We start from the raw sequence: 23,540 nt of genomic DNA, 5'->3' as shown, positions 1-23,540 counted from the left end.
GCCCCGGCGGGCTACAGCCCCTAACACTACCACCACACAAGGAGAAAACATGAGGCTGCCGAGCTACTGGCCTTACCTGGGTTACTTGATCAGCATCGCTTTGTTTCTCGTAGCTAATTCGTCGAAATGGTACTTCGTGCTGGTCGCAGTGTGTACCTGCCTGACTGGAATCGCAGAGGAGACTCACAAATGAACGATCTCATCCCCATCCATGATGACAAAGAGAGGCGTAAAGCCGTCCTCGGGCGCGACCTACACCAATTCCTCAAAGTCAAGGCGAACTACATGGAGTGGTTTCCTCGGATGGTTGGCTACGGCTTCGAAGAGGGAAAGGACTTTATTCGAAAAATCGAAAAAAGCACCGGTGGTCGTTCGATGCAAGACCACATACTCACATTGGATATGGCCAAAGAGATAGCCATGATCCAACGCACAGACCGAGGCAAGCAAGCGCGGCAGTACTTCATCGAGGTGGAACGCCGCTACAAAGACGGCGACCTATCCGAACTCGACGAAGCCAGACTTGTCCAGCGTGCCCTCCAGGTCACCTACCGGCAAGTATGTGAACTCGAGATGGCCAACGCAGAGATGGCACCCAAAGCCGCCTATGTGGACACCTACGTCGCCGATGAAGACCTAATCCAGTTCCGCACACTAGCTAATCAGCTCAACATCGGGGAACAAGACCTACGCGAGCTTCTCATTGAGCATAACTGGATTTACCGCATCACTGGGAAACGCTGGTCAAACAAATGTGAAGCCGTGGTCACTGAAAACCAGTACCGTGCGCGCTCCGATAAGAAACGCTATTTCCGGCCTATTCCATGCCATGAAGCGCCGCGTATCAACGGCGAAGTGAAGCAAACGCTGAAGGTGACGCCGATGGGCGCGGAACGTATTGCCGCCGCTGTTAAGCGGTGGGGTGGTGCTCAAACACAGTTGCAAGAAGGAGGAGATTATGACGGCATCGACGCAGACTAGGCCTGTATACCGTTTCCGGCCGGGTGCTTTGGATCACATTATGCGGTCGAGGAATTTGAGGACAGATTCTCAGCTTGCCGCATTGTTGCTGGTTTCTATTGATGAGTTGGCGCAGCTGCGGGCTGGTGCTGAGGTGACGCCTCGGTTTGCGTTGCGTGTGAGCACGTTGCAGGGCGATGAGAACTATATTTCCGGTCTTTTCGACATGGTCTATGACAGTGTTGCCGCATAGAGAAAGGCCCTCTGAGGGAACAGAGGGCAAGAGATTCCCTGAAAGGAAACCATGAAGTATTTAGAGACTTCCACACCACACGGGGCGACCCCGTTCGACCAGGTTAAGCGAGTTCGTGAAGACGGTACCGAATACTGGTCAGCCCGCGATCTCATGCCGCTCATGGGGTACGTGCGGTGGGAAGACTTCTACAAGATCACTCGTCGAGCCGAGGCATCTGCGAAGAATTCAGGGCAGGGGGGTTTTCGGAGATCACCGAAAAATCCCCGGAGGGCGGGCGGCCTCGCGCAGACTTCCACTTAACCCGTTTCGCAGCTTACTTGGTGGCTATGAATGGCGACCCGAATAAGTCTGAGGTTGCGGCTGCCCAGGCCTACTTTGCGTTTCGCACCCGCGAAGCGGAGACGAAACCTTCCTTTGATCCGTCCACGTTGACTCGGGCGGACATTCTGCAGATTGCGTTGAATGCTGATGAAGAACGACTCGCGTTGGAAGCGAAGAATAAGGAGTTGGAGCCGAAGGCGGACGCCTACGACACCTTCCTTGACGCAACTGGCAAATACTCGGTCGGGGCGGTGGCGAAGATGCTGGGCATGGGGCAGAACAAACTGTTCCGCCAGCTGCGAAACGTGGGGGTATTCATTCCCAAGGGCCACCTGTACAACACGCCGTATCAGCAGTACATGCACCATTTCGAGGTTCTGCCTCATTATTTTGAGCGGTCTGATGGAACGCAGGGTACGAGCTATACGACGTATGCGCAGCCTAGTGGGATTGATTTCATCCGCAAGAAGCTGGGGTTGCCGTGTATTGATCCATTACCCACCACACAAGCTGCATAAGAAATGCCCCTCGTAGCAACGAGGGGCAAAAGGAAAACCACACAACTGATTCCCTAGTAGGGATCTTACCAATGAGTATTCAACTTTTCAACTTCCGGGGCGATGACGTCCGAATCATTGTCAATGAGTCAGACGAGCCGGAATGGGTCGTCACCGACGTGGCAAAAGTCCTCGGCTACCGAGATACCTCTAATATGTGTCGACGCCTTGATGAAGATGAAAAGGGTACGCGGCTGGAAGTTTCTCAATAAATCGCGCGCTACGACACTGAAGTATTTCCGAGGGGAAACAACCCCTTCGTTGGAGACAGCTTTCATTGTCGCGAAGTTCGCTCGCGAGCTGCTCGACCAGATCGTGGTCGAAGACAATTCAATCGCCGCATAGAAAATGCCCCTCGCAGCAACGAGGGGCGAGGAGTTCCAAAGGAGGAAAAATGGACCAGTTAGTAACTATACCAGTTCCAGGTGCTAACGCGGAACTGAAAGCTGTGCAGACTGAGGACGGTAAACAATGGGCGGCTATTCGCCCGATCTGCGACGCTCTTGGCATTGACGGTAAGTCGCAGCGTCGCAAGCTTCATGACAAGTCATGGGCAACTGGGGTCATGATGACCTCGGTTGCTGAGGATGGCAAGCAGCGTGAGATGTTCATGGTTGATCGTCGCACACTCACGATGTGGCTAGCCACTATCGACACCAACCGCGTCGCCCCGGAAGCCCGGCCCACGCTCGAAGCGTTCCAGAACGAAGCAGCAGACGCGCTCGACCGCTACTTCCACCAGGGCGGTGCGATTAATCCTCGCGCGACCGAGCACCAACAAAAGGCGTTGATGTTCGATCTGCGCTCGCAAATGGAGCTAGCCCGGGCGGCTAAAGGCCTCATTCATGACGATTTTCTTGAGGCGAAGGCCCGCATCATCCTGGCCCGGGGAATGGGGGAAACTCCACAGCTGGACCCGGCCCGCAAGCCTCTCTACGTGCAAATGTTTCTAAAAGAGAAGGGCCTATCCAAAAAGCAGTTGTCAGCTAAAACCCCCATGTTTGGGAAGCGGTTGAAGGCTGCGTGGACGGATGCTCATGGCGTGGTTCCACAGAAGGTTCCGGTGGAGTTGCCGAATGGTCGAGTTATTGAGGCTTATGGCTACACGGAGGCGGACCGGTCTTTGATGCAGGAGGTCTGGGACGAATACTTTGCCGTCACTGCGTAAAAGTGTCCCACGGAAATGAGGCCAGCCGGGCGTATAAGTGAAGCCCCCGCTGTGGGGCGAGGGGCAAGAGAGAGTTACAACAAGGAAAGGTTATCACATGAAGACGAGGGGCTTGGTGTGCAGGGCGTACACGGTGGCGGAGGTGTCGGAGATTAGCGGCATCCCCAAGCAGACGTTGTATGGGCAGATCAGGGAGGGGCGTTGTCCTGAGCTTCGGCCTGTTCGGTGTGGAACTCGGACGGTGTTTCCGAAGGCTCATATTGACAAGTTGTTCGGTGTTGAGAGTTGGGGTCTTTAATTTGGCGATGAGTGGCGAATTGTGCCTACCTCATCGCGGTAACACTGCACTGCTGTCTAGTGGGTAGTTGGTACTACTAACCAAAATATAAGTCACGGTGACAAAATGCGCCCGCGTTGAGGTAATTCAGAAAAACATCAGAAGGGAAAGAAAGCAAAATGGTAGCACTCATTTCAGCGATCATCGCAGCCATCTCGGCTGTAGGCACGGTGGCGGTGACTATATGGGAGTTCAGGCGGGGAGATGACCCCTCCATTGACGAGGCTCCGTCTCGGAGGGGCGACGCCACTGAACGACGATCTGGCGATCACACCCCGTAACTGCCTCATACCAGAATTGCACTTCCTCGCCGGGTCCGAGAGCGCCGAGGTCGTGCACCTGCCCCTGGTCAGAGGGCGAGTCGGTGGCGAACTCGACGTCGACAGCGTTTTCATCGGAGTCATTGATGAGCAGGTATATGGCGCCCTTTTGGTGTCTGACTTTCCACGGGTTGGAATACCTCGATTCAAGCTTTTCCAATGCATTCGCGATGCGCTGTTGGGAGTCCGCTGCTTGCTCGGCAGCGGAGGTGGCGCGCTCAGCAGAGCTTCTAGATTGCTGCTCAGATTCGCTTGCTTGGTGTGCTTTCCACAGTGACAAGAGGAACGAGGCGAATGCGATTGCTGCTGATACGGCTGCGATCCAGTTCTCAATGTTCATAAAACGGATGTTAGCCCGAATGGTTACTACGCGGTTCGATTCCGTGTCCGGGCACAAGGCCTCACGGCCGGTGTTATTTGATTAATCGCATAGTGAATAGCCCTGTGGGATACGGGGAGTGAGCGTGTTTCTTAGATCGCGATGAACCTTCCTACACCTGCTGCTGGCGTCGGCCGTGGTGGAGGGAACGACACAGGGTGTTAACAATTTTTTTGGGGTGGCGCTGGTGTGCCCGTGCAACAAGGTATTGCGGGGTGGTCAACGCTTTATGGCCACTTGTGGGGTTCGATTCCTCACCCACCCACAAGGGCCCGAATGGGGTCTGGGTTCGTGACAATTTTTAAGGAAAGAGGCAAGGACGATGAATCTTGATACGTTGGGGCCGATTGACCGCTCTCAGGTCATGCTGTTGAGGGAATTCCTTGCGCAGTTACATGTGGACGCTGAGAGGCTTGGTTTTGAGCAGGCTGCTGATAACGCCTATGCGGCACTGTGTGAAAGATTTACCGCTACTAGTTGGTGATGCCGAGAACTGCGCCGATAGTGAGTACCCCGGGCAGTTGGTTTACGGCGTAGGGGATGACTAGCTGGTTGAGAAGTGTTTTCCATGTGGCTTGGTCTGCGCTGGTGTTGGCTACGACGACGAGTTGGCCAGTGAATTGTTTCCAGGCTTTATCGAGTTGGGTTGGCCCCCACTGGTCGTAATGGTCGAGGACGTCCCGGATGTGGTCGATGAGTAGATGGGTTGTTTTTCGGGTCGTGGCAGGTAGTTCTGGCTCTTTGGCGAGTTTGGCTTCGACTTTGTCGAGGTAGTTGCGGAATTGGTCGAAGGTATCAGTGTCGATGTTCGGCGTGTATCTGTCTGCGATGATGCTGAGGGTATAGAGCTGGTCGAGGCTGTTTTCATTGATGGTGTTCTTAGATTGCCAGTTATATGGGTAGTTGTAGATGAATGCCGCCCAGGTGGGAAAGTGTTTTTGGTAGACGCTGGCGGCTGGTGTGTCGTCGGCGAGTCGGATGGCGATGTCTTCGACGTCGTCGAGGAGTTGTACTGCTCGGCGATGTGTGGCTAGTGGCGTGGTTTCTCGTTCTTGCGGTTTGGGGGCTGTGTTCCAGGTGATGAATATGTCGTGGAGTATGTGGGCGGAGTTAGTCATGTTTTTGATTATTTCATGAGCCTTGTTGTGGTGGGTCTGGCCTGGTGTTATGAGGCTGGGCGTGGGGTTCGATTCCCCACCAGGGCACAAGGGGAACGCGTCGGTGTTCCCTGTTTTACAAGGAGACCCCGCGGTATGGATTTGGCGATCTACGCGCGGGGTCTCACACATTCACAGACCAATAAGAAAGGAGTCTGTAGTGGGAAAGCATACAGAACGGTTGTCACCTACTCCACATGTCCGTGAGGAGTTGACTCAGGATGAAGAGTGGCTCAAGTCGATGGTAGATCACCCGGCCGGGAGACGTTGCCACGGCGATGAGGGGGAGCTGGATTTGCCGTTCCTTGATGATGGCGATGAGCCGTGGAGGGTTCCGTTGGAGTGGATTTTTGACGTGTTTTGCCTGCTTGTGGCGTTGATTATGTTGTTCGTTTCAATTACTACGTTTGGGGTGCTGTAGCGGTGGATGGTTTACCTTTTGAAGTTCTTTCGTTTGATGATGAGCAGGAGTGGCTGGAAGCTAGGAAGCAGTATTTTACAGCGACGATGATGGCTGATCTGGCGACGGGCAGCTCGGCTGCGTGTGAGAAAGTCTACCGGGATCGGCATGGTTTGAGTAAGCCGTTTGCGGGTAATTCGTATACGCAGTGGGGGCATGAGCGTGAGCCGGTGTTGGTGAATTACGCACGTGAGCATGTGGACTCCAGGCTGGAGCATAACACTGGGTTGTATGTGTCCACGGCAGTAGAGGGGGCTGCGTATACCCCGGATGCGGTGGGTTGTCGTGAGGATGGCACTGTTGCGGTGCTGGCCGAGGTGAAGACCACGACGAATATGTGGTGGAAGCTGGAGGATGTGCCGGAGCGGTATTTGTGGCAGGTTCAGTGGCAGTTGTTGGTGACGGGCGCTGAGGCGTGTGTTCTGGTGTTTGAGTATCACGAGGATTTCGAGTCACGCGGGATTGACCGTTTTATCATTCGCCCGGATAAGGATAGGCAGGACCGGCTTGTGGCTTTGTTGGCCCGGCAGAAGGATTTTGAGGCCGGGCATGTGGAGGCTTCGTTGCCTGATTTGTTTGCTGTTCGTGTCCGCGAGTTGTCGAAGCTGAAGGAGCAGGCCCGCGAGCTGGAGGACCAGTTGAAGGCGGAGATCAGGGAGCTTACGGGCGGGGAGGATTTCAGTTATTCGGATGATGATGTGCAGGTAACGCTGTCGACGCCGAAGCGGTCGTCCCGGTTTGATACCGCGGGGTTCAAGAGGGCGGAGCCTGAGTTGTATGAGCGGTTTGTGAAGCCGGGGAAGGCCCCTTCTCAGCGGGTCACATTGAAGTGGAAGGGGGCCGCGTAATGGCCAAGATTGATCTTGAAAATTATGAGTCTGTTGAGGAGCGCATACTGCGTTTTCGGAGGGATTATCCGAATTTTCGTTGTTTGACTGAGTTGACGTATGAGGGTGATCCGGGTCAAACACGCTGGATTATTAAGGCCAGTGTGTGGCGGGATGCGGAGAATACGGGGATGCCGGATGCGACCGGCTACGCGTTTGAGCTTGATGGTGCGGGTATGACCCAGCGGACTGCGGCGTTGGAGACGTGTGAGACGTCGGCTATTGGTCGGGCGTTGGCGAATCTTGGGTATGGGGGCAATAGGCGTGTCACCCGTGAGGAGATGCGGAAGGTGAAGCGTGATGAGGATCGCCGGGGGATTGTTGATCGGTTGAAGTCGGTGCCTGATGTGGGGGCTTTGCGCGCGTTGTGGGAGGATGCGAAGGCTGCTCAGGTTACTGACCAGTCGTTGTGGCAGGCGTTTAAGAAGCGCACGGATGAGCTGGAAGGTGGCGGGCCGGATGAGTGAGTATGCGCCGTTGAATCCGGTTCAGATTGAGTCTGAGGTACGTAGAGCGACAACGAAGATTGCTCAATGTATCGAGCCAGCGAGTGAGGCGTATAGCCAATGGCAGCTAGCGGAGCTGGAGTTTAAGAAGGTGTTCGCTGAGTATTTTGTCTCTGAGTCGGGGTCTGTCGAGGACCGTAAACAAAAGGCGGTTTTGAAGTCGTATGATGCTGCGACGGCGGCTCGTGTTGCGGAGGCGAAGTATAAGCGGATTGTGGATTATCAGCGCTCGTATAGGGATAAGTTGTCGGCGTTGCAGTCGGTGCAGAAGTCGGTGAATGCGGCGTATCAGGCGGCGGGTCACGATGGGTAGAAAGAGGATGCCTGGTGAGGTGGCCCGTGTTGTTGTTGAGCGTGCTGCTGGCCGGTGTGAGGCGATGGTGTTTCCGGTGTGTACTGGGGGTGCTGAGCAGCTTCACCATAGGAAGTACAGGTCGCGGGGCGGTGAGCATACGGTCACGAATTTAGTTTCGATTTGTAGGGCTTGTCATGACTGGATACATACGCACCCGAAAGAATCCGCTGATATTGGTTTGAGTGTTCATTGGTGGCAGGACCCGGGGGATGTTCGTGTGGCGTATCGGGGCCGCCCAGCTGTGCTGGATGATGTGGGCGGGGTGACGTATTCGTATCTCGATAAGCCGGAGACGTAGTCCTAGTCAGATGATTGTCGGTTGTCGCTGTTGTCTCCGGTTGAACCAAATACGGCAGCTAGCCCAACTAGATCAAGACCTGCGAGAAAGGCAGCAAACCAGGGATGGTCAAGATATAGCGCGATTGTCGCGACAATGAGAACTGCTAGTACGACAATCAAGCCATACTTTCGGCCACTCGCAGCGTTGTTGATAGGCTTGGTGTAGGGGGCTGTTCGCTCGATATAGTCAGCCTCAATTGAGCTGTTAAGGGCGTGAATATAGGCGGAATAGAGTTCGGGAGTTTCCTTCTTTAGCTCGGACATCTTCTCAACATCAGGGATGGGAAGCGGTAGGGAGATGTTGATTTGTTGAAGAAAAGCTATGAGTTTTTCGGGCTCTTCTGGCTGTTCACTAGTTGAGCTCCGTTGAGGAGTGTTCCGGTTACTGATGTCCGTGTTCTCGGGGTGGCATCAGTTTCTGTGTCTGACGCATCGTCCAGGCTCCTTTGAGGTCAAACAGGGACAGTATCCCGAGTCTTATCCCCTGCCACTTGGTCGCGGCTTTCAGGCTGGTGGGGGTTGTCATGTGACATCAGTCCTCCTTCCTTCTTTCGTTAGCGATTGTACCTGGCGGTACGGGTTTTTGGGTAGGCGGTATTTTTTCGACGTTTGTTTTGTGAGTATTTTGTTTCGCCTTTTTTCTAATCATTGTATCGAATGTGTGTTTTATTTTTGGAGTTTGTTGTGAAGTCATGGACTGAGTTTATGGCCGGGCTGCATGGTGAGGATTTTTGTGCTCATTGGTTGGCCCGGATGCAGTTAGCGAAACCCGTAGGAGGTGAAAAATGATGACTAACAGTCGTAATCGGGTTGACGTGTATGACCACTCCCGGAAGTTTGCGATGGTCCCCCACGATGTGATTAAGACTGTTCAGGATGGGAACGCCATTGCCTTGTATGCGATCTTGAAGAAGTACGCGAATGGGGATGGGGAGTCTCACCCGTCAAGGAAAACGCTATATGAGGCGTTGGGGTATACGTCGTATCGGCCGTTGTATCGAGCGCTGGATAAGTTGAAGGCTTTAGGGCTGGTTCGAACGTTCCCTCGGTATCGGGATACGGAGGGGAATGTGTCGCTTGAAATGTCGGATGAGTTCAACGTTCGGACATCGAATGGCTATGTGATCTATGACACTGTGGGATACCCACCGGGGATATAAAAAAGTCACTACCCCCGTCACCTATAGGTAACGGGGGTAGTGACCTATAGGTCACACAAACTAGAACCAGTTGAACTAGATAACACTAATGCTCAAAACGTTGGTTCACGAACCTTTGGTTCGCAAACCCACAACTTGAGCGAGTGTGATCCACAGTCTGATCGGTTTGATGAATTCTGGGATGCCTACCCGCGGAAGGTCGGCAAGAAGAAAGCTCGTGCCAAATTCGCGGCGGCCGGTAAGGCCGCCGGGGATGCTCAACGCGTCATTGACGGGGCACTGAGGTTGGCGGCTGATCCCAACCTCCCGGATAACCAGTTCATTCCTCACCCGACCACCTGGTTGGAGCGTGGCGGCTGGGACGACGAACCGCTCCCGTCCCGTTCCCCGTTTAGGCAGGTACCGCAGCGGAAGAGTGAAGCCGAGCAGTGGGACGATGTGCGCCGTGAGCTGCGACAACAACGAGAAATGCGCAACCAAGCAACCATCGTTGACGGCGAAGTCCTGGACCAGCAGGAGATCGAGCCATGAACCAAGATCAGGCTGAAGAACTGACCCTCGACATCCTTGAAAAGGGTCGCTACCTGGCCAAAGACCGCTTTCCCGTCCCTGACGCGAAGACCGTGCAGGCCTGGGCTGAGGTGGTGGGCCGCTACCACCTGCCAGGCTGGCTGTGGCTCGAGGCGGTCACGATCTTCTGCACCGAGAAGATCAACCAGCGGATGGTGACCCCGCTGGACATTCTGGAGGCTGCTCGGGTGGCTAAGTCCAGGTGGGAGCGGTCGTCGGAAGGTCGCGCAGCGATAGCGAAAGCTCGGGGTGACCAGCCCACCACGCGGGCGGAGATCGAGGCCTACTACGACAAAAGAGCTGTTCAAAGCGGTGAAACGCCGCGTGAGTACCAGCAGCGTGTTCATCCGCGAGTAGCCCGGATGATCGCTGAGATGGTCGAGCGTCGGACGAATTCCCCGCCGTACAAGGCTGAGCCGGGCCACTGTTGGAGTCCTAAGAAGCTCTAAATTCGCTCTCATTGTCCCCTTAGGGGCACGAACATACCCTCCCGGGTGTAGTAAGCCTACCGACGGGTGTTCAAACGTCTTAAAACCCTGTTTTGTGAAAGGAGTGCCCCACATGGCACAAAACACTATCCACAGCACAGTCGTCGGCCGCCTCGCCGCCGACCCCGAACAGTGCTACACCAACGACGATCAACCGCTCTGCCACCTCCAGCACCGCGCGGTGCTGGAGGTGGCAGTTGTCACCATGTTTTTCGGCAGTGCCCGAGTTTAGATAGCCGTTACTTTACGAGGTTAAGACGCCCGTCAACCATTTCGTAGACCCTGTCGCAATTCCCCAGGACTTCATGATCATGCGTGACCATGACGCCGGCGATGTGGAAGTCGTGGCATTCCTGCATCAGAAGCGCGACAATCTCCTGCGAACGGTTCCGGTCGAGAGCTGCGGTCGGTTCATCGACAAGGAGGACCTGCGGGTCACCGACAAGGGCACGCGCAATGCCCACCCTCTGCCGCTCACCACCGGACAGACCGCCCGGGCGGTGATTCGACCTCTGAGCCATACCCACCTTGTCCAACAGTTCCGCGCCCGTGTACCGGCCCCACTTCCCCGACACCCGGGCGGCCAACTCGAGCTGCTCCTCTGCGGTGAGTGCGGACGGAAGGTTCCCCGAGGATTGAAAAACGAAACCGATGTGGTCGCGTCGGACACGCGCCAGGGTGGCATCGTCGCACTCGGTGATGTCTTCACCCGCTACCGAGACGCGCCCGGAGGCAGGGGTGGTCAATGCTCCAGCTACCGCGAGCAGCGTTGATTTTCCTGACCCAGACGGGCCCACGACCGCAACAAACTCTCCGGGTTCGACGCTGATACTTACATCGTCGAGTGCAGTGACCTGTGAATCACCGTCACTGTAAGTTACGGTGACATCTGTCAGTTCCAACGCGGGGGTCATCGATTCTCTCCTAGTGCTGCGAGCGGGTTGGTTCGAGTGACACGCACGACCGCAACGAGCGCGCCAATAAATCCGGAGACGAAGAGGATTGCTCCTCCGCCGAGAACCGAGGCGAATTCGGTGACGTAGGGCATTGCGGTGGTTTCAAGCAGGCTTCCAATGCCCACTGCGATCAAGAGCCCTGCAAGGATCGAAATAGCGAGGATGACGATCGCCTGGCCCAGGCTGTCGCGCAGGAGGAACCCCTTTGTCGCACCCATGGCGCGCAGGGTGGCAATGTTACCCGCACGCTGGATTGTCCAGACAAGGAAGAAAGCACCCGTCACCAAAGCGGCGATGGCGAAAAGGAACCATTTAATCATGGATAGAGTCATCATCTCCGCGGTGTACCCGGGTGACGAGTCGAAGCTCGCCTGTGGGGTACGAACGTCCAACCCGGACTGCTCCGACAATGCCTCCGTATCGGCCTTGTCCTGGGTGCGCGCGATAATGACGGACGCTTCTTCGTAGGCGGCGGGATTTACCGGCTCACCGTTGCGTGCACCGGCCTGGATTTCCTGCCACACGTCGAGCGGAAGATAGGCAACATCGACGTGGCCAAAGGTGCGTTGGCCGTCAGTGAAGCCTACGACATGCAGGGGGATGTCCAGGCGATCGATCGTGATGGTGTCACCCACCGCGATTCCTTTTTCCTGGAACGTGGAGGATGCGATGATGTCGTGCTTCGTCTCTGTGGGGCTGCCCGGATGTGGCCGGGAGTTGATTTTCGGCAACCCCTCCGGAGCGAGGAACGAGTCGGGGTTAACACCAAAAAGCGTGAGGTCCACGGGCTTTGCGTCCTGATTGTGTGCGTTGACGATGGACAACCCCAATGGGGCGGAATCGGTCACGCCGTCGATGTGGGAGAAATCCTCGGCCGCGGCAGAATCAACAACAGAACGGGTGAAGGCGGAATCCGTTTGGGTTCCATCAGCGAAGGCTATGACATCGCTATCCAAGGACTTGAGGCTGGAAACGCCGTCGTTAACCAGTCCCGCTGTCAGGCCGGAGATAATGACAACAAGCACGGACATGAGTGCCAATACGGCGCCCATCAGGAGAAACCGGGTACGCGCGAACAACATTTCGCGCCAAGCTAGGTACATGCGAAGACTTTCTGGATAGAGGTGGGGAAAGGCAAGCTGCCAAGCTGGCACGTTACATGTTAGCAACAGTGTGTCGCTATCTTAGCGACGGGGTGTCCCGTATCGACTTCATCTTATCAGGGCGGCAGTTCCACGCTCCACCACTTCACCCGGTTAAGAGTCTGTTTAACAGCACGACTTTACCCAGTGTGAGTCCGCTTAGGTGCGCTGAGGCGCTGCAGGCGGGAGTCGCGGGACGGTCAGAAACGGTCGAAGTTGGATTTGACAGCCGGCGAAGCTGGAACAAGTGTTCTAGTCGCGGGCGACAAAAACGGGGGCAACACAAGTCAGCCCCGAAACCAACACAAAAACCTGTCAAACGGAAACGGTTGGAATAACACTACCCCGGGCAACAACGGGTGGAACGCGGGAGGATTCAGCGCCGACGATGAACCTCCCTTCTGATAGACATTCCCACCAAGGAGACGCCGCAATGAGCACAATCAAAATCCCCTACACACACCCACCCATCCACGACCCCAGACCCACACCACAAAACAAAAAATTCGCCACCCTCATGGGCCGCATGCTCGAAGCCCACATCCGCCAATGGTGCAGCACCCACCACACTCACACACCGGGAACAATCACACTGCACTACCAGCCCCTACACCCCGAGCCAGACGACAAACTCAGACTCGCACTCACCAACAGGCTGCTGAACCAAGTAGCCCGCACGATGTACCCCACAGCCACCGTTGAAACCCCCCAACTCCACCCGCCGGGACGAAACCCACACCCCGTCTGGCTCGACATCACCCCACGAAAAGCACAACCGTGAGCACTTTCAACCTCTTCAGGATAGAAACACCCAAAGAATTCGGCCCTCCACCCATCACCGCACACAGACTGTGTGACGGCAACACCGAATGGACGACTGACAGCGACAAGGAGGATATGGCCGACGATTTCATCGCCATCTGCCACCAATGCCCGGCCCTCACCGAGTGCGAGGCCTACCTGAAGGCTCATGAACGGGCCGGTGTCCCGGTGTTTGGCGTGGTGGCGGGCAGAACCTACCGCAAGAAGGAAACCTCATGAAAGACCCGAGACTTCTACCGAAAACACCCGATATTGACCCACCTCTTATTACACGCCGCAGGCTGTGTGAGGGGAGACCGGAATGGTCAACGCCTAATCCACCCGAGAGTGCACGCGACCGGCTCACACGCATCTGCCACCAGTGCCCGGCCCTCGCTCAATGCGAGGCCTACCTAAAGGCCTATGAAGATGCCAAACTCCCCATCGCCGGTGTCATCGCCGGGCGTGAATGGGGAGACACCGGCCGCGTCACCTGCCGCAACGGCGACCCACTCACCCCCAACACCACAGCTATGCGATCCGGCTACCTCTACTGCAGAACGTGCGAGCAGCTCACCCAACGCAACTATACAGCTCAACGACGAGAGGAGCGCACCTATGCCGCGTAACCGACAGTCTGCGAAGAAAGCCGGGACTGCGTTTGAAACCGCGATAGCCACCTACCTAGCCCGTGAGCTGGAGAGCGATTTCATCGAGAGGCGACGTCTCACCGGCGCTAATGACCGTGGGGATATTGCTGGCGTGCGCGACGCGCGAGGATAAAGACTCGTCATCGAATGCAAAAACTACGGAGGGCGCATCACCCCCGGCCCGTGGGTTGAAGAAGCCCACATCGAAATGGGCAACGATTCTGCCGTGGCGGGAATAGTCGTCGCCAAACGCAGGGGCACCACCAACCCCGGAGCCCAATACGTATTGATGACCGTGAATGATCTGGTCGCCCTCATTCGTGGCGACCGGCCAATCACTACCTCAAAGCAACAACCCCGCCACCACAACAAGCGGTAACGGGGCTGAAGATGGGCCAATAAGAAATCGAAACTACCACAAAAGCTGGCAGTCACGACACCAGAAAAACTTCCACCTTGATCCTACCATTTCAGGAATTAGCCTGCAATAGTTAGTTATCCTGACCCTGGGGGAGCAAGCTGCCCTCGAGATGCGGCGCAAAATCACCATGAGAGAAGTTTGGCGCAAAATCACCAACAGTCTCAGGAAGCTTCACTTCCACATCGGGAAGAGAAGGGAACAACGACTGGGTGACATGAAGGGTTAAGTCCTTAATAGGGCCTTCGGTGATTTCATTGATTTGAAGCATTACATCAATCATAGAGGGAACCTTTCCTCGGGGGAACAAATGCCAATAAGAAACATAACCGAACCCAAATATTAACGCAATAGATTCCTGGAAAAATAAACACTGCTCACAAAAACCCACACTAACCCAAAAAGGGGCGGTCGCTAGTCGCTCGAGTAGCCGACAAACTCACAACATGGTTTTGTAAATATTCGGAAGTACAGCCCAACTCAAGAAAGGCAAATCCATGCATTTAAAAACCGCGAAACTGGCACTTTCAGCCGCACTCGCAACAACGATCGGCATCAGCACAACCCCAATCGCAAACGCCGAAGAACCCACCACAACCAAAACAGGCGCACCATCAAAACAACAGGCGCTCATGCTCTCCAAAGTCAAAGACAAAGTCCTCAGCAAAGGCAAGCACGGCGAACTAATCTTCGACCACAAAAAAGCCGCTGAAAACCTCGGCGAAGTCAACGTCAACAGAATCATAGAACGCGTCAAAGAACTCGAAAAGTTCAACGAATGCGTCGACGCCGACTCAAACGCCATCCAAGAATCCCTCGATAAACATCACATCAACCAAGCAGCCAAACTAGTCTTCCAAGACTTCGCCGCAATTGGGAAAGAAGAACCCGGGGTCATCGAAGCCTCCGCACGCCTCATCTACTGCCTCATAGACTGTGCGGTGGAGCCTAACAGGAACAATGTGGCAAAGAACCAAAACTCGACCTCTGACGCCCCAACCAAAAAGTAGATCACCCCAGCCCTAACGATCCCAGACTACCGCCCACGAAAAACTTCCGGCAAAGCCAGTACACCTGTACCCCCAACTATAACCGGAAGAAAAGTAACGCACCATGATAACAGCCAGACTAATATCATGGGGTATTACTCATTGCCACAACCCGAAGAACCAGTACACAGCCCAAAACCCGACTACAACAAAAACTAACCCTCAGCCCACTAAAAGCACAAAGCACGTCATACGCCTAACGGCTAAGACTCGTACACACCGATAGCGTCTTAGTCGCTCGGGGGTGGTGTGGGGTAGGGGGTTTGCCCCTGGGGTGAGGTTTGTGTCTGGGGGTGTGGTTTGGGGTTTCTATTTTCCTCGGTGTTTATCTTTTTTCTTTTTTGCGCGTACGGCGCGCGTGTATTCTTTATGTGCTTGTCGGTGTTGGGATTTTATTTTTTTGTGTTGAGCTTTTTCGAGTTCAAAGGTTAGTTTGAGTGCTTCGTGTGCTTTCGATGATGTGGGTTTATGTTGTTGTTTGTTGATGGCTCGTCGTAGTCGTTTGGGGTTGCCTCGAGTTGGGGTGGTTACTTGTCCTGGGACTGGTTGGGTGCGGTATACCTGTCGAATCAGCTCGGATCCGTGGGCGATGAACCATTCATAGAATTCTGCGTTCGTTGGTTCGGAACCAAAGATGATTGTGGTTGCATAGAGTCCACGCTGATCTGATGTTTCGTATAGGCCGCGCCAGAATTGGCCGTCGTGAAAAAGGGTGAATTGTGCAGGCATAGTTGTCTCCAGGTATGCGAAGGTAACCTGGGGACGCTGGATTCTCCAATATTAAGGTACTGGAGCGATGGATGCCTGCACTAAGGTCATCGTCCGGACTTCCTACCGGGCTGTACGTTTTGCGTACCAGAATCTGACGTTAGGAGCATACCATACCGAGCTTGGAGTATCTAGTACACATGGTTGCATGCGGAAGAGTCGTTCATGTGGGGTTCGGTTGCGTTACATAGGCTGACTATCTTTCACCTGTCGTTATAAGCGATCCGCGACTGATCGCTTTGGAGAAAGATGTGTTTACCTCGACTGTGGGGCTCGTGGGGTTGTGTTAGAGCTGGTCGGTGACGATTTTGCTGACGGCATGGGTTCCGGTGATGGTGGGGTGGTAGACCATGTTTTGTGTTGTGGTTGGTGCCCACCATCCGGCGGTCCATCGTTCGTTGTCGTCGGGGTTGCAGGTGTCGTGGCCTTTGGCTGCGTTGTGGATGTCGATCGTCCGGATTCCGGCTTGCTGGCTTGATGCTGTGATGTTGTTGTTGAGCGTCTCTTCGGCTTTGTTGATGAAGGGGATGAAGAGGGGGATTGGGTTGTTGGCTTGGGGTGTGGCGGGGCAGATGTGGTCGCCGGGTGCGCTGAGTGGTTGGTAGTTGGCTGTGAGGAGTTCGGCGTTTGGCGCGACGCTGGGGAGCCAGTTTTTAATGGATTTGAGGTATGCGGCGTAGAGGTTGGGGGTGAGGTCGGGGAGGTTGAGGGTTTGGATTGCTGTTTTGAAGTGTTCTCGTTTTTGGAGCGCGCCGTACGAGATGATGACTTTCTTTGTGTTGGGGCCTAGGTCTTTGTTGTCGACCGCTTTCTTTAGGTAGAAGGCTACTTGTGCTGCCTCTGTTCCGTTGCATGAGTAGTCGGCGAAGGACCATTGTTTTTCTTGTGCGACTAATCGGGGCCAGTTCTCTTTGTCTTGCTTGCAGCCGTTTGGTCCGATGTCTGGTTGGCGTGGTGGGGTGTTGTAGTTGTGTACGAGGGGGTTTGGTGTGGGGCCGTTGGCGGTGAATCAGTCGCCGATGGTGATGAGGTCTTTGCCGTCTTCCGGTTCGGGTGGTGGGGAGGGGAGTTGGTTTTGGAATTCCCCTGGTGAAGGTGGTTGCTGTTGGGTGTCTTGTGGCGCGGGGTCGTTAGGTTCCGCTTGTGCTGTGAAGAAGGCGCTCATTGCTAGCGCGCAGCAAAAAATAGGGGATATGAGCGTTGCCTTTTTCATCGTATTGTCCTTCCAAGGCTTTTTCGTCAGGGGGCTAGATTTGGTTGGCTATAGAATCCGCCATTCGTTGTTGTCCTGTGTGGGTGGGGTGGGCGGTGAGGCTGCCTTCGGGGATTCCGAAGTAGCTTGAGTTGCGTTCGTTAGGTGGGCTGCACCATCCGTCGGGTTGGTTCGGTGGGGCGACGTACGTAACGTTGGCCTCTTCGGCGGCGGATTTGATGACGTTGTTGATGTTTGCCACGTATTGTTCGAGGAATGCGCGGTCGTTGTCGGAGAGGAAGCCGTCGTCGATGCATCGGTAGTCTTTCATTGCGGCGGTGTAGTAGCCGGTGAATACTATCTTTGCGTGCGGTGAGCGTTGTCGAGCGTCGTTGGCGATGTCGACGAGGCGTTGGTGGAGGGTTCGGCCTTGTGGGTCGGGGTTATTGATTTTCGCGTCTACTACGGGGGCTGCAGCGTCTTTGCAGTCTGGTAGCCCTGGTATGTGGATGCGGGAGAAGCATTCGAGGAAGACATCAGCTAGTCCGGCGTCATTGCCGCCGAGGCTGATGGTGATGAGTTTGGTGTCTTGTGTGAGGTGTTCTTTTTGGGGGGTGGGGGCTGTGCCCGGTAGGGCGTGGTTTTGTGGTTGGTCGTATTGCGCGGTGAACGCCCAGCTGCAGCTAGCGTCGTCGAGTTTGAGGCCAAGCTTGTTGGCGAGTTGGTGGGGATAGTTGTCTTGGTCTTGGACGCAAGCGAAACTAGCATTAGGTGTTCGCTTGCTGACAGTCCCAGTTGCTGCGTAGGAATCGCCTAAAGCGACGTACTTGTCTCCTGCGTTGGGGGCATCGGCGTGAGCCGGGCTATTGGTATAGGCAAGACATGTCGCGGGGATGACAGTGATTGCGAAAGCTGCTGTGGCCTTTTTGCTTAGCGCATGCATGATACTGGTCACCAGAGTTGGGAGAGGTTGCCTAGGAAAGCGGGGAGGTTTTGTTCGAGGAATCCGATCGTTGCTTCTATAGAACGGTCGAGTAAAACTGATCCGCTGTAGAAGGTCTGTGTCAGAAAACTATCGGGGTTCTTTGTGTCGATGAGCAACGGGGATATCCCTATCTTTGGTAGTTGGACGCGATATGGCCGGAAACTTGATCGATGCCGGTGTCTGTGAGGTGAAGCGCCAGGTTATGTTCACCGGTGGTGGTGTCGATGAGGATGCCACCTACCCACCGCTCCTCGGGGGCGGCGCATTCGCCGTGGTCCTTGGAGAACTCTCTGGTGTCTACATACTCTACGCCGTCATGGCGGTCAGCGGCTTCTCTTAGCCAATTATTAGTGTTGATTTCGCCACGTGTGTCCCAATAGACGGGGAACGCGTAGGTGATGTCCCACTTGTTGTTCGCTTCGGTTCCTTCGCCTACGTGGTACAGGCATTGCCAGCCGGAGGGGGTGTCCTCGGTGATTGTGTGATAGCCGATGGTTTTAATCTGTGCGTTGGGGGCTACCTCTTTAATCCGATTAAGGACGGCATCCATAGCTTCGGCAAAAGCTGCTTTTTGGGTGGGCTGATTAGTAGCTTGAGCGAGCTGCTCGTCGAAGGGGAGCTCACCACTTGGTTTGAGGTAGTTATTGTATATGTCGTTGTACCCGCCCTGGATCGCGACATACCGGGTGTCTGGGTTAAGGGTGTTGTCCTGAATAGCATGTTCCACCTGGGTGGCTAAAGTGTTACCGTTTTGCTGACCAGGGGATGATGGCGAGGCACTATTCCCTTCGTGGTAGACCGTGGCACCTGGGCATGAGTAGTCATTGAGGGGAACGCCAAGGTCGGCCGCGAGGTTTTTAGGAATGCTTGGTTGGCCCTGTGCACAGCCCTGGGGGTTTATGTTGGGATCGGCGCGTCGAATGGTCTTAGCTACGGTTTGGTCAGGTATTTTTCTACTTGCGATACCAAACACAGCATCACCAGCCGTGGGGTTTGCGAAGATGGAATCACCGAAAGTGACCAGGTTTCCCGGTTGTGGCTGTTGGTGATCGTAGTCTTGGTTTAGGTCCGCCTGAGTGAGCCGGTTGAAGTCAAACGTGGGAAGCTGGCGATCATCACTACCCAGTGGTGCTGATTGGGCGGGGAACATGGATATGGCTAGGGCAGTCCCAGCGATCAGTGATGCGGTAGTGGCTGCCAGTTTGCTCTTCTTCATTATCTCCCCGCATTCGGTCGTTACTTTGGTTAGGTACCAGATTGGAAAGCTAGATTACTTCGGCTTTTCACAAAATACAATTTGTCGGCGGCCCCTCACTCGGTGCTACCTCCATGTCACTCCGGGATGATGTTCGGCGGGTAAGCGCAGGAGCTGGTCTTTGGCGCGTTTTCCTGCGCGTGTTTCCTGGGTGGTTTTGCGGCTGTGGCAGGTGTGGCAGAGAACTCGCAGGTTAGTGGGGTGGTGGGTGCCGCCTTGGCTGGTGGGAATGATGTGGTCTACTTCTTTGCCGGGGGCTCCGCAGACCTGGCAGGTGTAGTGGTCTCGCTGCCGTATGTGTGTGCGGAGGTGTCGGGGCGTTTCGGGTTTGTTCGGGTTGTGTGTGTTCATAGGTCGTGTTTGATGGCGGCGGGGGCTGGCCTGTCGGGAATTTCGTCGGGGTGGGCGCGGCGCCATTCGGCTATGTGGCCGAGGGCAGCATCGTATTTGTTGCTAAGAGTGTTGACTCGTTCACGGAGGGTGTCGACTTGGGTTTGTAGGTTGTTAATTCTTCCGGTGAGTTCATTTTTGGTGCGTTCGGTTTCCTTTTGGATTGCGTCGACGAATGCTTTCCATTCGGGGTAGCGTGTTTGTTCTTTGGCGACTTTTTCTTTGCCGTGGGTGTTGGTGATGGCGGCGAACCATGAGGCAAGCCCTGCGATGGCGCTGGAGACTCCTGTGATGAGGAGGGTGGTGAGTGGCCCGTGCATAGTGCCCCCTGTGTGGTTAGTTGGTGTTTTTTCGGGTGTGTGGCCGGGGTTAGTGTTCGGGGGCTGGTGTGGGGTGGCCGGGTGTTCCGCCTTGGGGTGTGATGGTGGGGCGTGGTGGCTGGTAGGTGTCGTTGTTGGGTGTGGTGGGGGCGTAGGTGATGGGCGGTGATGGGGGTGTTTGTGGGGCGTGGAGTGTGTTGTTGTCGCCGGGTTGGGTTTCTGCGTCTTTCGGGCGCCCTGTGGGGCGATAGTCGGAGTGCTCTCCAGTGGAGACGGCTGCGAGTGCGCCGCTGATAGCTGCGGCGATGCCGGCGGCGGTTTGGAACCAGTCGCTGACTTGTCCTGGTGTGGCAATACCGAGGGCGGTGACGGCTAGCCCGATGATCCCTGCGGTGGTGTAGACGACTTGCCTGAGGTACCAGGGTGAGTGGGTGATGCCTCGGTCGAGGTGGAATTCGCCTGGATGAATATTGTTGATGTGTGGGATGTTGTGCTTAGCCATGGTGTGATCCTCTACGTGGTTCGCGGTCAGGATTGTGGTGGCTGCGCTAGGGGGTGGTTAGTTGCCGGTGAACAGGTGTCGGAGTTCGTCGTGGCTTCCCCGGTAGGCGTTGACGTCGACGACGCCGGGGTAGCCGGCGGCATGGCAGTTGGAGCCGTATTGGAGGATGTCGGGGGCGTGGTTGCCGAGTGGATAGTTCCATCGGCGGTCGGTGTCGCCGGGGTAGAGTTGGGCGGCGGTTCCGTAGCCGTTGGAGCCGTAGTTGGATACCCAGAGTGCACCGAGTCCGTCCATGGGTGGTTCACCACCTGGCATGTTTTCCCAGTACCAGGCACCGGAGTAGATGCCGGGTACGTGGTAGCCGCGTGATTCGAGTTCGCGTTTGGCGGCCCATACGTCGTCGCCAGTGAGTAGTAGTTGGTGGTTTCTACTGACTGATTCGACGTCGATCCATACGCCGAGGTCGCGGCGTCCTCCCATTTGTTGGTCAATAACGTCGACTTGTTGGGCGATGGTGCTTCCCTCTGAGGGGGAGCGGAGATACCAGTACGCCGACGTGATCAGACCTGCGCTTTCGGCGTCTTGAAGGTGGGAGCCGAAGATCTTGTCTCGGTAGGTGCCGTCGCAGAGTCGGATGATGACAAAGTCATAGCCCTCGGCTTGTGCGCGGTGTAGATACATTCCATCTTGATGTTCAGAGACATCGAGTCCGTACAGTGGCATAGTTACCCCTCTTTTACTTGCCTGTCGAACGTTTATTCGATAATAGCGTGTGCAGTGTCGGGGATAGTGATTCCATCACCGATCGTCCTGTCATGTAGTCGCCTTGGCTAAAAAACAATGCGTGAGTCTCGTTGACTGCGTTGAGTAGAGGTCGTCCAACCACCCACGCGCCGTCAGGAGCCTCTTCGCTAAGACATACCCCCATATGCTCGCCCCCGTGGATTATGCAAAATAAAGTTTACCAGTTCGAACTTATATTCTATCCTATAAGCGTCTTTAGCCTCTTCGTGACTGACGAGATGTGCTTTTGGTTGTCATTGAGCTGTTGTAGGGCAGGACGGCGAGCTTTTGCTTCACCAACGGCCAGTTCTACCTCAGGTGGGTGACCATCCTTACACGTAATTGTGGCTTCATCTATCCATGTGGACAGCACCATTTCTCGCCACTCAACACCAATTTGATCCCCCACATTCACCTCGTAGCCGAGAGAGTAGGGGCATTCATTGGTGATCTTAAACGCCGCCGAGAGTCCACCTTTTCCCTTAGCGAGGGCCTCAAACGCTTGCTGTTCGCCCTCGACCGTGAAGCCCTCACCAGATGCGACGAGTTCACGACGCCGGTAGGGGCCAAGATAGCGCGCCCGCCGTGTTGCCTGGTGGTGGGTAAAGGCCAGCAGCTTATCCTCTGTGAGCTTTTCCCCAGCCTTCTCTAGCCTGGACTGGAGATCATCTAACTGTTTATCATGTCCAGGCCATGCTGTTTTCGCCCCGGCGATGGCGCCGCCGACAAATGAAGCTGCTGTTCGCTTTAGGAGTTGGTTAATCGCACCTGGACTTTTCCCACCAACGGTGACATCAGCGTATTTTGCGCGGCTGATGGTCACATCCGCAGTGGCATAGGCGATGTGGGCCGGGCGTAGTATGACCCAAGGCTTATAGCCATCCGGGTTGGAACGTGAAGACATGCCGACAGTGGATATGTTGTCTTCAGGGTCCCACTTGCGCTCGATATTCTTGACCCCCTCGCGGATATGGCCAGCGACGGATGAATCGGCTGTAACGGGGAGGACATCGACAATAAAAGTGGGTTTCCACAGGCGTGTGTGAGTGGGGAAGGGCTGCCGATCCCACGGCATCCACAGAGTAATGGTCAGCCTGAGGCCAGCGGCCTCCAAGGTTTCTTTTGTCAGGTCGGCTAGTGAGTCGAAGCGTGCGGCAAGTACTGTCCAGGGAGTATCAACTGATTGATGTAGAGGATTGACCATAATCGGCCAATCTGCATAATCCCTCCATGCGATCGGGGACCAGGGGTCAGGATCAGGGAGAAGGTCAAACTGGTAGAGCCTGCGCAAATTCATGAGGATGAACGTTTTTATTACCCGAAGTGAGTCCCCGGCCCGCACATCCATATATTTAGGTTGGAGTGCCTTAACCGACATGGGGTTGGATTCCATGACAAGATAGTCGGTCATTTCATAGATGGAGGACCCACTGATCTCGACAGTCGGGTTGGTGCGCTGACTGTGGTCGACGATCGTGTCGACGAAATACGTGTAGCGTGTATGCCCATATTCAACAACGAGAAATTGTTGTATGTCGGTGAGCTTCCGTAGAGCCGAGTTGGGGTCACCATCGAAGGCTAGCGGTGGGATAAGTACATCCACCATAGGGTGGTCTGCTGGGACTTCGAGAGTGACAGTGCCCGCATCGTTGACTTTATCCGAGGCCTTCAGCGAGATGTAGCCGCTGATGACGACCTGTGGGGTCAAATATTTGTCAGTCAAATAGACGAACGGCATACGGTCGTCCCGTCGCCTCTGACCAATCGCGGCCATTTGCGTTACTTGATGTTCCTGCATTAGAAATTATGCCCCCTGATTGTGCCCATGGTGAAAAGTAACGGTTCCGCCACAGCACTTGGCAATGGCGGCACTCCACTGCGGTTGCATCCCCCGGCATGATTGGCCGCGTCCAGGCTACGCCCCGCATAGTGGCCCAGGCTGTGTGGCTCGGGTAGCCCTGGTTGTCAGTGATCTCAGGGATGGTAGCGGCCTCCATGTTGAGTTCACGAATGGCCAGCGTCGTAATCTGATCAACCACTGGGGTAATCGATGTCCACGGGTGTTCAACATCCACGGTGGCCATTTATCTTCCCTCTTTCGCGTCTTGG

At 55.2% G+C, this 23,540-nt stretch carries 38 protein-coding genes; 22 read left to right on the top strand and 16 right to left on the bottom strand.

Going from position 1 to position 23,540, the window contains the following annotated elements:
• Positions 1-189 precede the first annotated feature (189 nt).
• From ACWORE_RS04785 to ACWORE_RS04760, 6 genes are all read left to right on the top strand, one after another.
• Complete coding sequence (locus ACWORE_RS04785) at positions 190-981, top strand: antA/AntB antirepressor family protein (RefSeq protein WP_455302932.1); 792 nt, start codon at positions 190-192, stop codon at positions 979-981.
• A complete protein-coding gene (locus ACWORE_RS04780; protein WP_455302931.1) occupies positions 959-1,213 on the top strand; it encodes a hypothetical protein in 255 nt (84 codons plus the stop codon). The genes ACWORE_RS04785 and ACWORE_RS04780 overlap by 23 nt, the downstream gene beginning before the upstream one ends.
• 176 nt (positions 1,214-1,389) lie before the next feature.
• The gene (locus ACWORE_RS04775) at positions 1,390-2,055 is read left to right on the top strand and encodes a phage antirepressor KilAC domain-containing protein (RefSeq protein WP_455302930.1); all 666 of its coding nucleotides are present in this window, start codon (positions 1,390-1,392) and stop codon (positions 2,053-2,055) included.
• 71 nt (positions 2,056-2,126) lie between these two features.
• Positions 2,127-2,306 carry a BRO family protein gene (locus ACWORE_RS04770; protein ID WP_455302929.1) on the top strand — a complete coding sequence of 60 codons (180 nt, stop codon included), beginning with the start codon at positions 2,127-2,129 and terminating at the stop codon, positions 2,304-2,306.
• Positions 2,307-2,488: 182 nt separating this feature from the next.
• A complete protein-coding gene (locus ACWORE_RS04765) occupies positions 2,489-3,262 on the top strand; it encodes a phage antirepressor N-terminal domain-containing protein (RefSeq protein WP_455302928.1) in 774 nt (257 codons plus the stop codon).
• 97 nt (positions 3,263-3,359) lie between these two features.
• Positions 3,360-3,560, top strand: coding sequence for a helix-turn-helix domain-containing protein (locus ACWORE_RS04760; protein ID WP_455302926.1), 201 nt, complete (start codon positions 3,360-3,362; stop codon positions 3,558-3,560).
• A 231-nt stretch (positions 3,561-3,791) separates the two neighbouring features.
• Here the strand turns inward: ACWORE_RS04760 and ACWORE_RS04755 are convergent, their stop codons facing one another.
• The gene (locus ACWORE_RS04755) at positions 3,792-4,259 is read right to left on the bottom strand and encodes a hypothetical protein (protein WP_455302924.1); all 468 of its coding nucleotides are present in this window, start codon (positions 4,257-4,259) and stop codon (positions 3,792-3,794) included.
• 361 nt (positions 4,260-4,620) lie between these two features.
• Here ACWORE_RS04755 and ACWORE_RS04750 point away from each other — a divergent pair, with 361 nt between their 5' ends.
• The gene (locus ACWORE_RS04750; protein WP_455302923.1) at positions 4,621-4,782 is read left to right on the top strand and encodes a hypothetical protein; all 162 of its coding nucleotides are present in this window, start codon (positions 4,621-4,623) and stop codon (positions 4,780-4,782) included.
• Here the strand turns inward: ACWORE_RS04750 and ACWORE_RS04745 are convergent.
• Positions 4,772-5,416, bottom strand: a complete 645-nt coding sequence (locus tag ACWORE_RS04745; protein ID WP_455302922.1) for a hypothetical protein — start codon at positions 5,414-5,416, stop codon at positions 4,772-4,774. The two genes, ACWORE_RS04750 and ACWORE_RS04745, sit on opposite strands and share 11 nt — an antisense overlap.
• Positions 5,417-5,615: 199 nt before the next feature.
• On the opposite strand from ACWORE_RS04745, the gene ACWORE_RS04740 reads away from it, so the two are divergent.
• Genes ACWORE_RS04740 through ACWORE_RS04720 form a run of 5 tightly spaced genes read left to right on the top strand, consistent with a single transcriptional unit; the run spans position 5,616 to position 7,961 of the window.
• Positions 5,616-5,876 carry a hypothetical protein gene (locus tag ACWORE_RS04740; RefSeq protein ID WP_455302920.1) on the top strand — a complete coding sequence of 87 codons (261 nt, stop codon included), beginning with the start codon at positions 5,616-5,618 and terminating at the stop codon, positions 5,874-5,876.
• A 2-nt stretch (positions 5,877-5,878) separates the two neighbouring features.
• Positions 5,879-6,763, top strand: a complete 885-nt coding sequence (locus ACWORE_RS04735) for a YqaJ viral recombinase family protein (protein ID WP_455302919.1) — start codon at positions 5,879-5,881, stop codon at positions 6,761-6,763.
• On the top strand, positions 6,763-7,269 hold the full coding sequence (locus ACWORE_RS04730) for a hypothetical protein (RefSeq protein ID WP_448235328.1): 507 nt from the start codon (positions 6,763-6,765) through the stop codon (positions 7,267-7,269). The genes ACWORE_RS04735 and ACWORE_RS04730 overlap by 1 nt, the downstream gene beginning before the upstream one ends.
• Positions 7,262-7,621: a hypothetical protein gene (locus ACWORE_RS04725; protein WP_455302918.1), complete on the top strand. Its 360-nt coding sequence runs from the start codon at positions 7,262-7,264 to the stop codon at positions 7,619-7,621. Before ACWORE_RS04730 ends, ACWORE_RS04725 begins: the two co-directional genes overlap by 8 nt.
• Positions 7,622-7,628: 7 nt before the next feature.
• Positions 7,629-7,961 (top strand): HNH endonuclease, encoded by a 333-nt coding sequence (locus ACWORE_RS04720; protein WP_455302916.1) that lies wholly within the window; start codon positions 7,629-7,631, stop codon positions 7,959-7,961.
• A 2-nt stretch (positions 7,962-7,963) separates the two neighbouring features.
• Here the strand turns inward: ACWORE_RS04720 and ACWORE_RS04715 are convergent, their stop codons facing one another.
• Positions 7,964-8,266: a hypothetical protein gene (locus tag ACWORE_RS04715; protein WP_455302914.1), complete on the bottom strand. Its 303-nt coding sequence runs from the start codon at positions 8,264-8,266 to the stop codon at positions 7,964-7,966.
• A gap of 521 nt (positions 8,267-8,787) precedes the next feature.
• Between ACWORE_RS04715 and ACWORE_RS04710 the strand changes: the two genes are divergently transcribed.
• The 4 genes from ACWORE_RS04710 (at position 8,788) to ACWORE_RS04695 (ending at position 10,452) form a co-directional block, all read left to right on the top strand.
• Complete coding sequence (locus ACWORE_RS04710; RefSeq protein ID WP_455302912.1) at positions 8,788-9,162, top strand: helix-turn-helix domain-containing protein; 375 nt, start codon at positions 8,788-8,790, stop codon at positions 9,160-9,162.
• A gap of 39 nt (positions 9,163-9,201) precedes the next feature.
• Entirely contained in the window at positions 9,202-9,693 is a 492-nt protein-coding gene (locus tag ACWORE_RS04705; RefSeq protein WP_455302910.1) for a hypothetical protein, read from the top strand.
• The gene (locus ACWORE_RS04700; RefSeq protein WP_455302908.1) at positions 9,690-10,181 is read left to right on the top strand and encodes a hypothetical protein; all 492 of its coding nucleotides are present in this window, start codon (positions 9,690-9,692) and stop codon (positions 10,179-10,181) included. The genes ACWORE_RS04705 and ACWORE_RS04700 overlap by 4 nt, the downstream gene beginning before the upstream one ends.
• Positions 10,182-10,293: 112 nt before the next feature.
• On the top strand, positions 10,294-10,452 hold the full coding sequence (locus ACWORE_RS04695) for a hypothetical protein (RefSeq protein WP_406605764.1): 159 nt from the start codon (positions 10,294-10,296) through the stop codon (positions 10,450-10,452).
• A gap of 7 nt (positions 10,453-10,459) precedes the next feature.
• Here ACWORE_RS04695 and ACWORE_RS04690 read toward each other — a convergent pair whose 3' ends face one another.
• Together ACWORE_RS04690 and ACWORE_RS04685 are read right to left on the bottom strand one after the other, a co-directional pair.
• Entirely contained in the window at positions 10,460-11,134 is a 675-nt protein-coding gene (locus tag ACWORE_RS04690) for an ABC transporter ATP-binding protein (RefSeq protein WP_406605765.1), read from the bottom strand.
• Positions 11,131-12,279, bottom strand: coding sequence for an ABC transporter permease (locus tag ACWORE_RS04685; RefSeq protein WP_455302907.1), 1,149 nt, complete (start codon positions 12,277-12,279; stop codon positions 11,131-11,133). The genes ACWORE_RS04690 and ACWORE_RS04685 overlap by 4 nt, the downstream gene beginning before the upstream one ends.
• 816 nt (positions 12,280-13,095) lie before the next feature.
• On the opposite strand from ACWORE_RS04685, the gene ACWORE_RS04680 reads away from it, so the two are divergent.
• The 4 genes from ACWORE_RS04680 to ACWORE_RS04665 all read left to right on the top strand — a co-directional run bounded on the left by ACWORE_RS04680 (position 13,096) and on the right by ACWORE_RS04665 (position 14,148).
• Positions 13,096-13,359: a hypothetical protein gene (locus tag ACWORE_RS04680; protein ID WP_406605768.1), complete on the top strand. Its 264-nt coding sequence runs from the start codon at positions 13,096-13,098 to the stop codon at positions 13,357-13,359.
• Positions 13,356-13,748: a hypothetical protein gene (locus ACWORE_RS04675; protein ID WP_455302906.1), complete on the top strand. Its 393-nt coding sequence runs from the start codon at positions 13,356-13,358 to the stop codon at positions 13,746-13,748. Before ACWORE_RS04680 ends, ACWORE_RS04675 begins: the two co-directional genes overlap by 4 nt.
• The gene (locus tag ACWORE_RS04670) at positions 13,738-13,902 is read left to right on the top strand and encodes a hypothetical protein (protein WP_406605770.1); all 165 of its coding nucleotides are present in this window, start codon (positions 13,738-13,740) and stop codon (positions 13,900-13,902) included. The genes ACWORE_RS04675 and ACWORE_RS04670 overlap by 11 nt, the downstream gene beginning before the upstream one ends.
• A 75-nt stretch (positions 13,903-13,977) precedes the next feature.
• Positions 13,978-14,148, top strand: a complete 171-nt coding sequence (locus tag ACWORE_RS04665) for a hypothetical protein (RefSeq protein ID WP_406605771.1) — start codon at positions 13,978-13,980, stop codon at positions 14,146-14,148.
• A gap of 112 nt (positions 14,149-14,260) precedes the next feature.
• Here the strand turns inward: ACWORE_RS04665 and ACWORE_RS04660 are convergent, their stop codons facing one another.
• Complete coding sequence (locus ACWORE_RS04660) at positions 14,261-14,458, bottom strand: hypothetical protein (protein WP_406605772.1); 198 nt, start codon at positions 14,456-14,458, stop codon at positions 14,261-14,263.
• Between the two features lie 226 nt (positions 14,459-14,684).
• Here ACWORE_RS04660 and ACWORE_RS04655 point away from each other — a divergent pair, with 226 nt between their 5' ends.
• Positions 14,685-15,197: a hypothetical protein gene (locus ACWORE_RS04655; RefSeq protein WP_406605773.1), complete on the top strand. Its 513-nt coding sequence runs from the start codon at positions 14,685-14,687 to the stop codon at positions 15,195-15,197.
• Between the two features lie 348 nt (positions 15,198-15,545).
• Here the strand turns inward: ACWORE_RS04655 and ACWORE_RS04650 are convergent, their stop codons facing one another.
• Positions 15,546-15,965 carry a YjdF family protein gene (locus tag ACWORE_RS04650; protein ID WP_455302904.1) on the bottom strand — a complete coding sequence of 140 codons (420 nt, stop codon included), beginning with the start codon at positions 15,963-15,965 and terminating at the stop codon, positions 15,546-15,548.
• Between the two features lie 389 nt (positions 15,966-16,354).
• Here ACWORE_RS04650 and ACWORE_RS04645 point away from each other — a divergent pair, with 389 nt between their 5' ends.
• Positions 16,355-16,609: a hypothetical protein gene (locus ACWORE_RS04645; RefSeq protein ID WP_455302903.1), complete on the top strand. Its 255-nt coding sequence runs from the start codon at positions 16,355-16,357 to the stop codon at positions 16,607-16,609.
• A 404-nt stretch (positions 16,610-17,013) separates the two neighbouring features.
• Here the strand turns inward: ACWORE_RS04645 and ACWORE_RS04640 are convergent, their stop codons facing one another.
• The 9 genes from ACWORE_RS04640 to ACWORE_RS04600 all read right to left on the bottom strand — a co-directional run bounded on the left by ACWORE_RS04640 (position 17,014) and on the right by ACWORE_RS04600 (position 23,515).
• Positions 17,014-17,217, bottom strand: coding sequence for a hypothetical protein (locus ACWORE_RS04640; RefSeq protein WP_455302901.1), 204 nt, complete (start codon positions 17,215-17,217; stop codon positions 17,014-17,016).
• A 34-nt stretch (positions 17,218-17,251) separates the two neighbouring features.
• Positions 17,252-18,139, bottom strand: a complete 888-nt coding sequence (locus ACWORE_RS04635; RefSeq protein WP_455302899.1) for an SGNH/GDSL hydrolase family protein — start codon at positions 18,137-18,139, stop codon at positions 17,252-17,254.
• A 169-nt stretch (positions 18,140-18,308) separates the two neighbouring features.
• The gene (locus ACWORE_RS04630; RefSeq protein WP_406605777.1) at positions 18,309-19,397 is read right to left on the bottom strand and encodes a GDSL-type esterase/lipase family protein; all 1,089 of its coding nucleotides are present in this window, start codon (positions 19,395-19,397) and stop codon (positions 18,309-18,311) included.
• Positions 19,398-19,502: 105 nt separating this feature from the next.
• On the bottom strand, positions 19,503-19,787 hold the full coding sequence (locus ACWORE_RS04625; RefSeq protein ID WP_296106141.1) for an HNH endonuclease: 285 nt from the start codon (positions 19,785-19,787) through the stop codon (positions 19,503-19,505).
• Complete coding sequence (locus tag ACWORE_RS04620; RefSeq protein ID WP_406605778.1) at positions 19,784-20,146, bottom strand: hypothetical protein; 363 nt, start codon at positions 20,144-20,146, stop codon at positions 19,784-19,786. Before ACWORE_RS04620 ends, ACWORE_RS04625 begins: the two co-directional genes overlap by 4 nt.
• A 49-nt stretch (positions 20,147-20,195) precedes the next feature.
• Positions 20,196-20,648 (bottom strand): hypothetical protein, encoded by a 453-nt coding sequence (locus ACWORE_RS04615; protein WP_455302896.1) that lies wholly within the window; start codon positions 20,646-20,648, stop codon positions 20,196-20,198.
• A 57-nt stretch (positions 20,649-20,705) separates the two neighbouring features.
• Positions 20,706-21,371, bottom strand: coding sequence for a glycoside hydrolase family 25 protein (locus ACWORE_RS04610; RefSeq protein WP_455302894.1), 666 nt, complete (start codon positions 21,369-21,371; stop codon positions 20,706-20,708).
• A 259-nt stretch (positions 21,372-21,630) separates the two neighbouring features.
• A complete protein-coding gene (locus ACWORE_RS04605) occupies positions 21,631-23,169 on the bottom strand; it encodes a Gp37-like protein (protein ID WP_455302892.1) in 1,539 nt (512 codons plus the stop codon).
• Complete coding sequence (locus ACWORE_RS04600) at positions 23,147-23,515, bottom strand: hypothetical protein (protein WP_455302890.1); 369 nt, start codon at positions 23,513-23,515, stop codon at positions 23,147-23,149. The genes ACWORE_RS04605 and ACWORE_RS04600 overlap by 23 nt, the downstream gene beginning before the upstream one ends.
• Positions 23,516-23,540 lie beyond the last annotated feature (25 nt).

It is taken from the genome of Corynebacterium sp. c7Ub_26, from assembly GCF_053760365.1.
Note: the sequence above shows the minus strand (reverse complement) of the source record. Positions and strands in the feature narration are given on the sequence as shown.

Excerpts from the sequence above, each read along its gene's own strand:
- ACWORE_RS04785 (WP_455302932.1), top strand. The coding sequence starts at position 190 with ATGAACGATCTCATCCCCATCCATGATGACAAAGAGAGGCGTAAAGCC.
- ACWORE_RS04780 (WP_455302931.1), top strand. The coding sequence starts at position 959 with ATGACGGCATCGACGCAGACTAGGCCTGTATACCGTTTCCGGCCGGGT.
- ACWORE_RS04770 (WP_455302929.1), top strand. The coding sequence starts at position 2,127 with ATGAGTATTCAACTTTTCAACTTCCGGGGCGATGACGTCCGAATCATT.
- ACWORE_RS04765 (WP_455302928.1), top strand. The coding sequence starts at position 2,489 with ATGGACCAGTTAGTAACTATACCAGTTCCAGGTGCTAACGCGGAACTG.
- ACWORE_RS04760 (WP_455302926.1), top strand. The coding sequence starts at position 3,360 with ATGAAGACGAGGGGCTTGGTGTGCAGGGCGTACACGGTGGCGGAGGTG.
- ACWORE_RS04755 (WP_455302924.1), bottom strand. The coding sequence starts at position 4,259 with ATGAACATTGAGAACTGGATCGCAGCCGTATCAGCAGCAATCGCATTC.
- ACWORE_RS04750 (WP_455302923.1), top strand. The coding sequence starts at position 4,621 with ATGAATCTTGATACGTTGGGGCCGATTGACCGCTCTCAGGTCATGCTG.
- ACWORE_RS04745 (WP_455302922.1), bottom strand. The coding sequence starts at position 5,416 with ATGACTAACTCCGCCCACATACTCCACGACATATTCATCACCTGGAAC.
- ACWORE_RS04730 (WP_448235328.1), top strand. The coding sequence starts at position 6,763 with ATGGCCAAGATTGATCTTGAAAATTATGAGTCTGTTGAGGAGCGCATA.
- ACWORE_RS04725 (WP_455302918.1), top strand. The coding sequence starts at position 7,262 with ATGAGTGAGTATGCGCCGTTGAATCCGGTTCAGATTGAGTCTGAGGTA.
- ACWORE_RS04720 (WP_455302916.1), top strand. The coding sequence starts at position 7,629 with ATGCCTGGTGAGGTGGCCCGTGTTGTTGTTGAGCGTGCTGCTGGCCGG.
- ACWORE_RS04715 (WP_455302914.1), bottom strand. The coding sequence starts at position 8,266 with ATGTCCGAGCTAAAGAAGGAAACTCCCGAACTCTATTCCGCCTATATT.
- ACWORE_RS04710 (WP_455302912.1), top strand. The coding sequence starts at position 8,788 with ATGATGACTAACAGTCGTAATCGGGTTGACGTGTATGACCACTCCCGG.
- ACWORE_RS04700 (WP_455302908.1), top strand. The coding sequence starts at position 9,690 with ATGAACCAAGATCAGGCTGAAGAACTGACCCTCGACATCCTTGAAAAG.
- ACWORE_RS04695 (WP_406605764.1), top strand. The coding sequence starts at position 10,294 with ATGGCACAAAACACTATCCACAGCACAGTCGTCGGCCGCCTCGCCGCC.
- ACWORE_RS04690 (WP_406605765.1), bottom strand. The coding sequence starts at position 11,134 with ATGACCCCCGCGTTGGAACTGACAGATGTCACCGTAACTTACAGTGAC.
- ACWORE_RS04685 (WP_455302907.1), bottom strand. The coding sequence starts at position 12,279 with ATGTACCTAGCTTGGCGCGAAATGTTGTTCGCGCGTACCCGGTTTCTC.
- ACWORE_RS04675 (WP_455302906.1), top strand. The coding sequence starts at position 13,356 with ATGAAAGACCCGAGACTTCTACCGAAAACACCCGATATTGACCCACCT.
- ACWORE_RS04670 (WP_406605770.1), top strand. The coding sequence starts at position 13,738 with ATGCCGCGTAACCGACAGTCTGCGAAGAAAGCCGGGACTGCGTTTGAA.
- ACWORE_RS04665 (WP_406605771.1), top strand. The coding sequence starts at position 13,978 with ATGGGCAACGATTCTGCCGTGGCGGGAATAGTCGTCGCCAAACGCAGG.
- ACWORE_RS04660 (WP_406605772.1), bottom strand. The coding sequence starts at position 14,458 with ATGCTTCAAATCAATGAAATCACCGAAGGCCCTATTAAGGACTTAACC.
- ACWORE_RS04655 (WP_406605773.1), top strand. The coding sequence starts at position 14,685 with ATGCATTTAAAAACCGCGAAACTGGCACTTTCAGCCGCACTCGCAACA.
- ACWORE_RS04650 (WP_455302904.1), bottom strand. The coding sequence starts at position 15,965 with ATGCCTGCACAATTCACCCTTTTTCACGACGGCCAATTCTGGCGCGGC.
- ACWORE_RS04645 (WP_455302903.1), top strand. The coding sequence starts at position 16,355 with ATGTTTTGTGTTGTGGTTGGTGCCCACCATCCGGCGGTCCATCGTTCG.
- ACWORE_RS04640 (WP_455302901.1), bottom strand. The coding sequence starts at position 17,217 with ATGAAAAAGGCAACGCTCATATCCCCTATTTTTTGCTGCGCGCTAGCA.
- ACWORE_RS04635 (WP_455302899.1), bottom strand. The coding sequence starts at position 18,139 with ATGCATGCGCTAAGCAAAAAGGCCACAGCAGCTTTCGCAATCACTGTC.
- ACWORE_RS04630 (WP_406605777.1), bottom strand. The coding sequence starts at position 19,397 with ATGAAGAAGAGCAAACTGGCAGCCACTACCGCATCACTGATCGCTGGG.
- ACWORE_RS04625 (WP_296106141.1), bottom strand. The coding sequence starts at position 19,787 with ATGAACACACACAACCCGAACAAACCCGAAACGCCCCGACACCTCCGC.
- ACWORE_RS04620 (WP_406605778.1), bottom strand. The coding sequence starts at position 20,146 with ATGCACGGGCCACTCACCACCCTCCTCATCACAGGAGTCTCCAGCGCC.
- ACWORE_RS04615 (WP_455302896.1), bottom strand. The coding sequence starts at position 20,648 with ATGGCTAAGCACAACATCCCACACATCAACAATATTCATCCAGGCGAA.
- ACWORE_RS04610 (WP_455302894.1), bottom strand. The coding sequence starts at position 21,371 with ATGCCACTGTACGGACTCGATGTCTCTGAACATCAAGATGGAATGTAT.
- ACWORE_RS04605 (WP_455302892.1), bottom strand. The coding sequence starts at position 23,169 with ATGCCGTTCGTCTATTTGACTGACAAATATTTGACCCCACAGGTCGTC.
- ACWORE_RS04600 (WP_455302890.1), bottom strand. The coding sequence starts at position 23,515 with ATGGCCACCGTGGATGTTGAACACCCGTGGACATCGATTACCCCAGTG.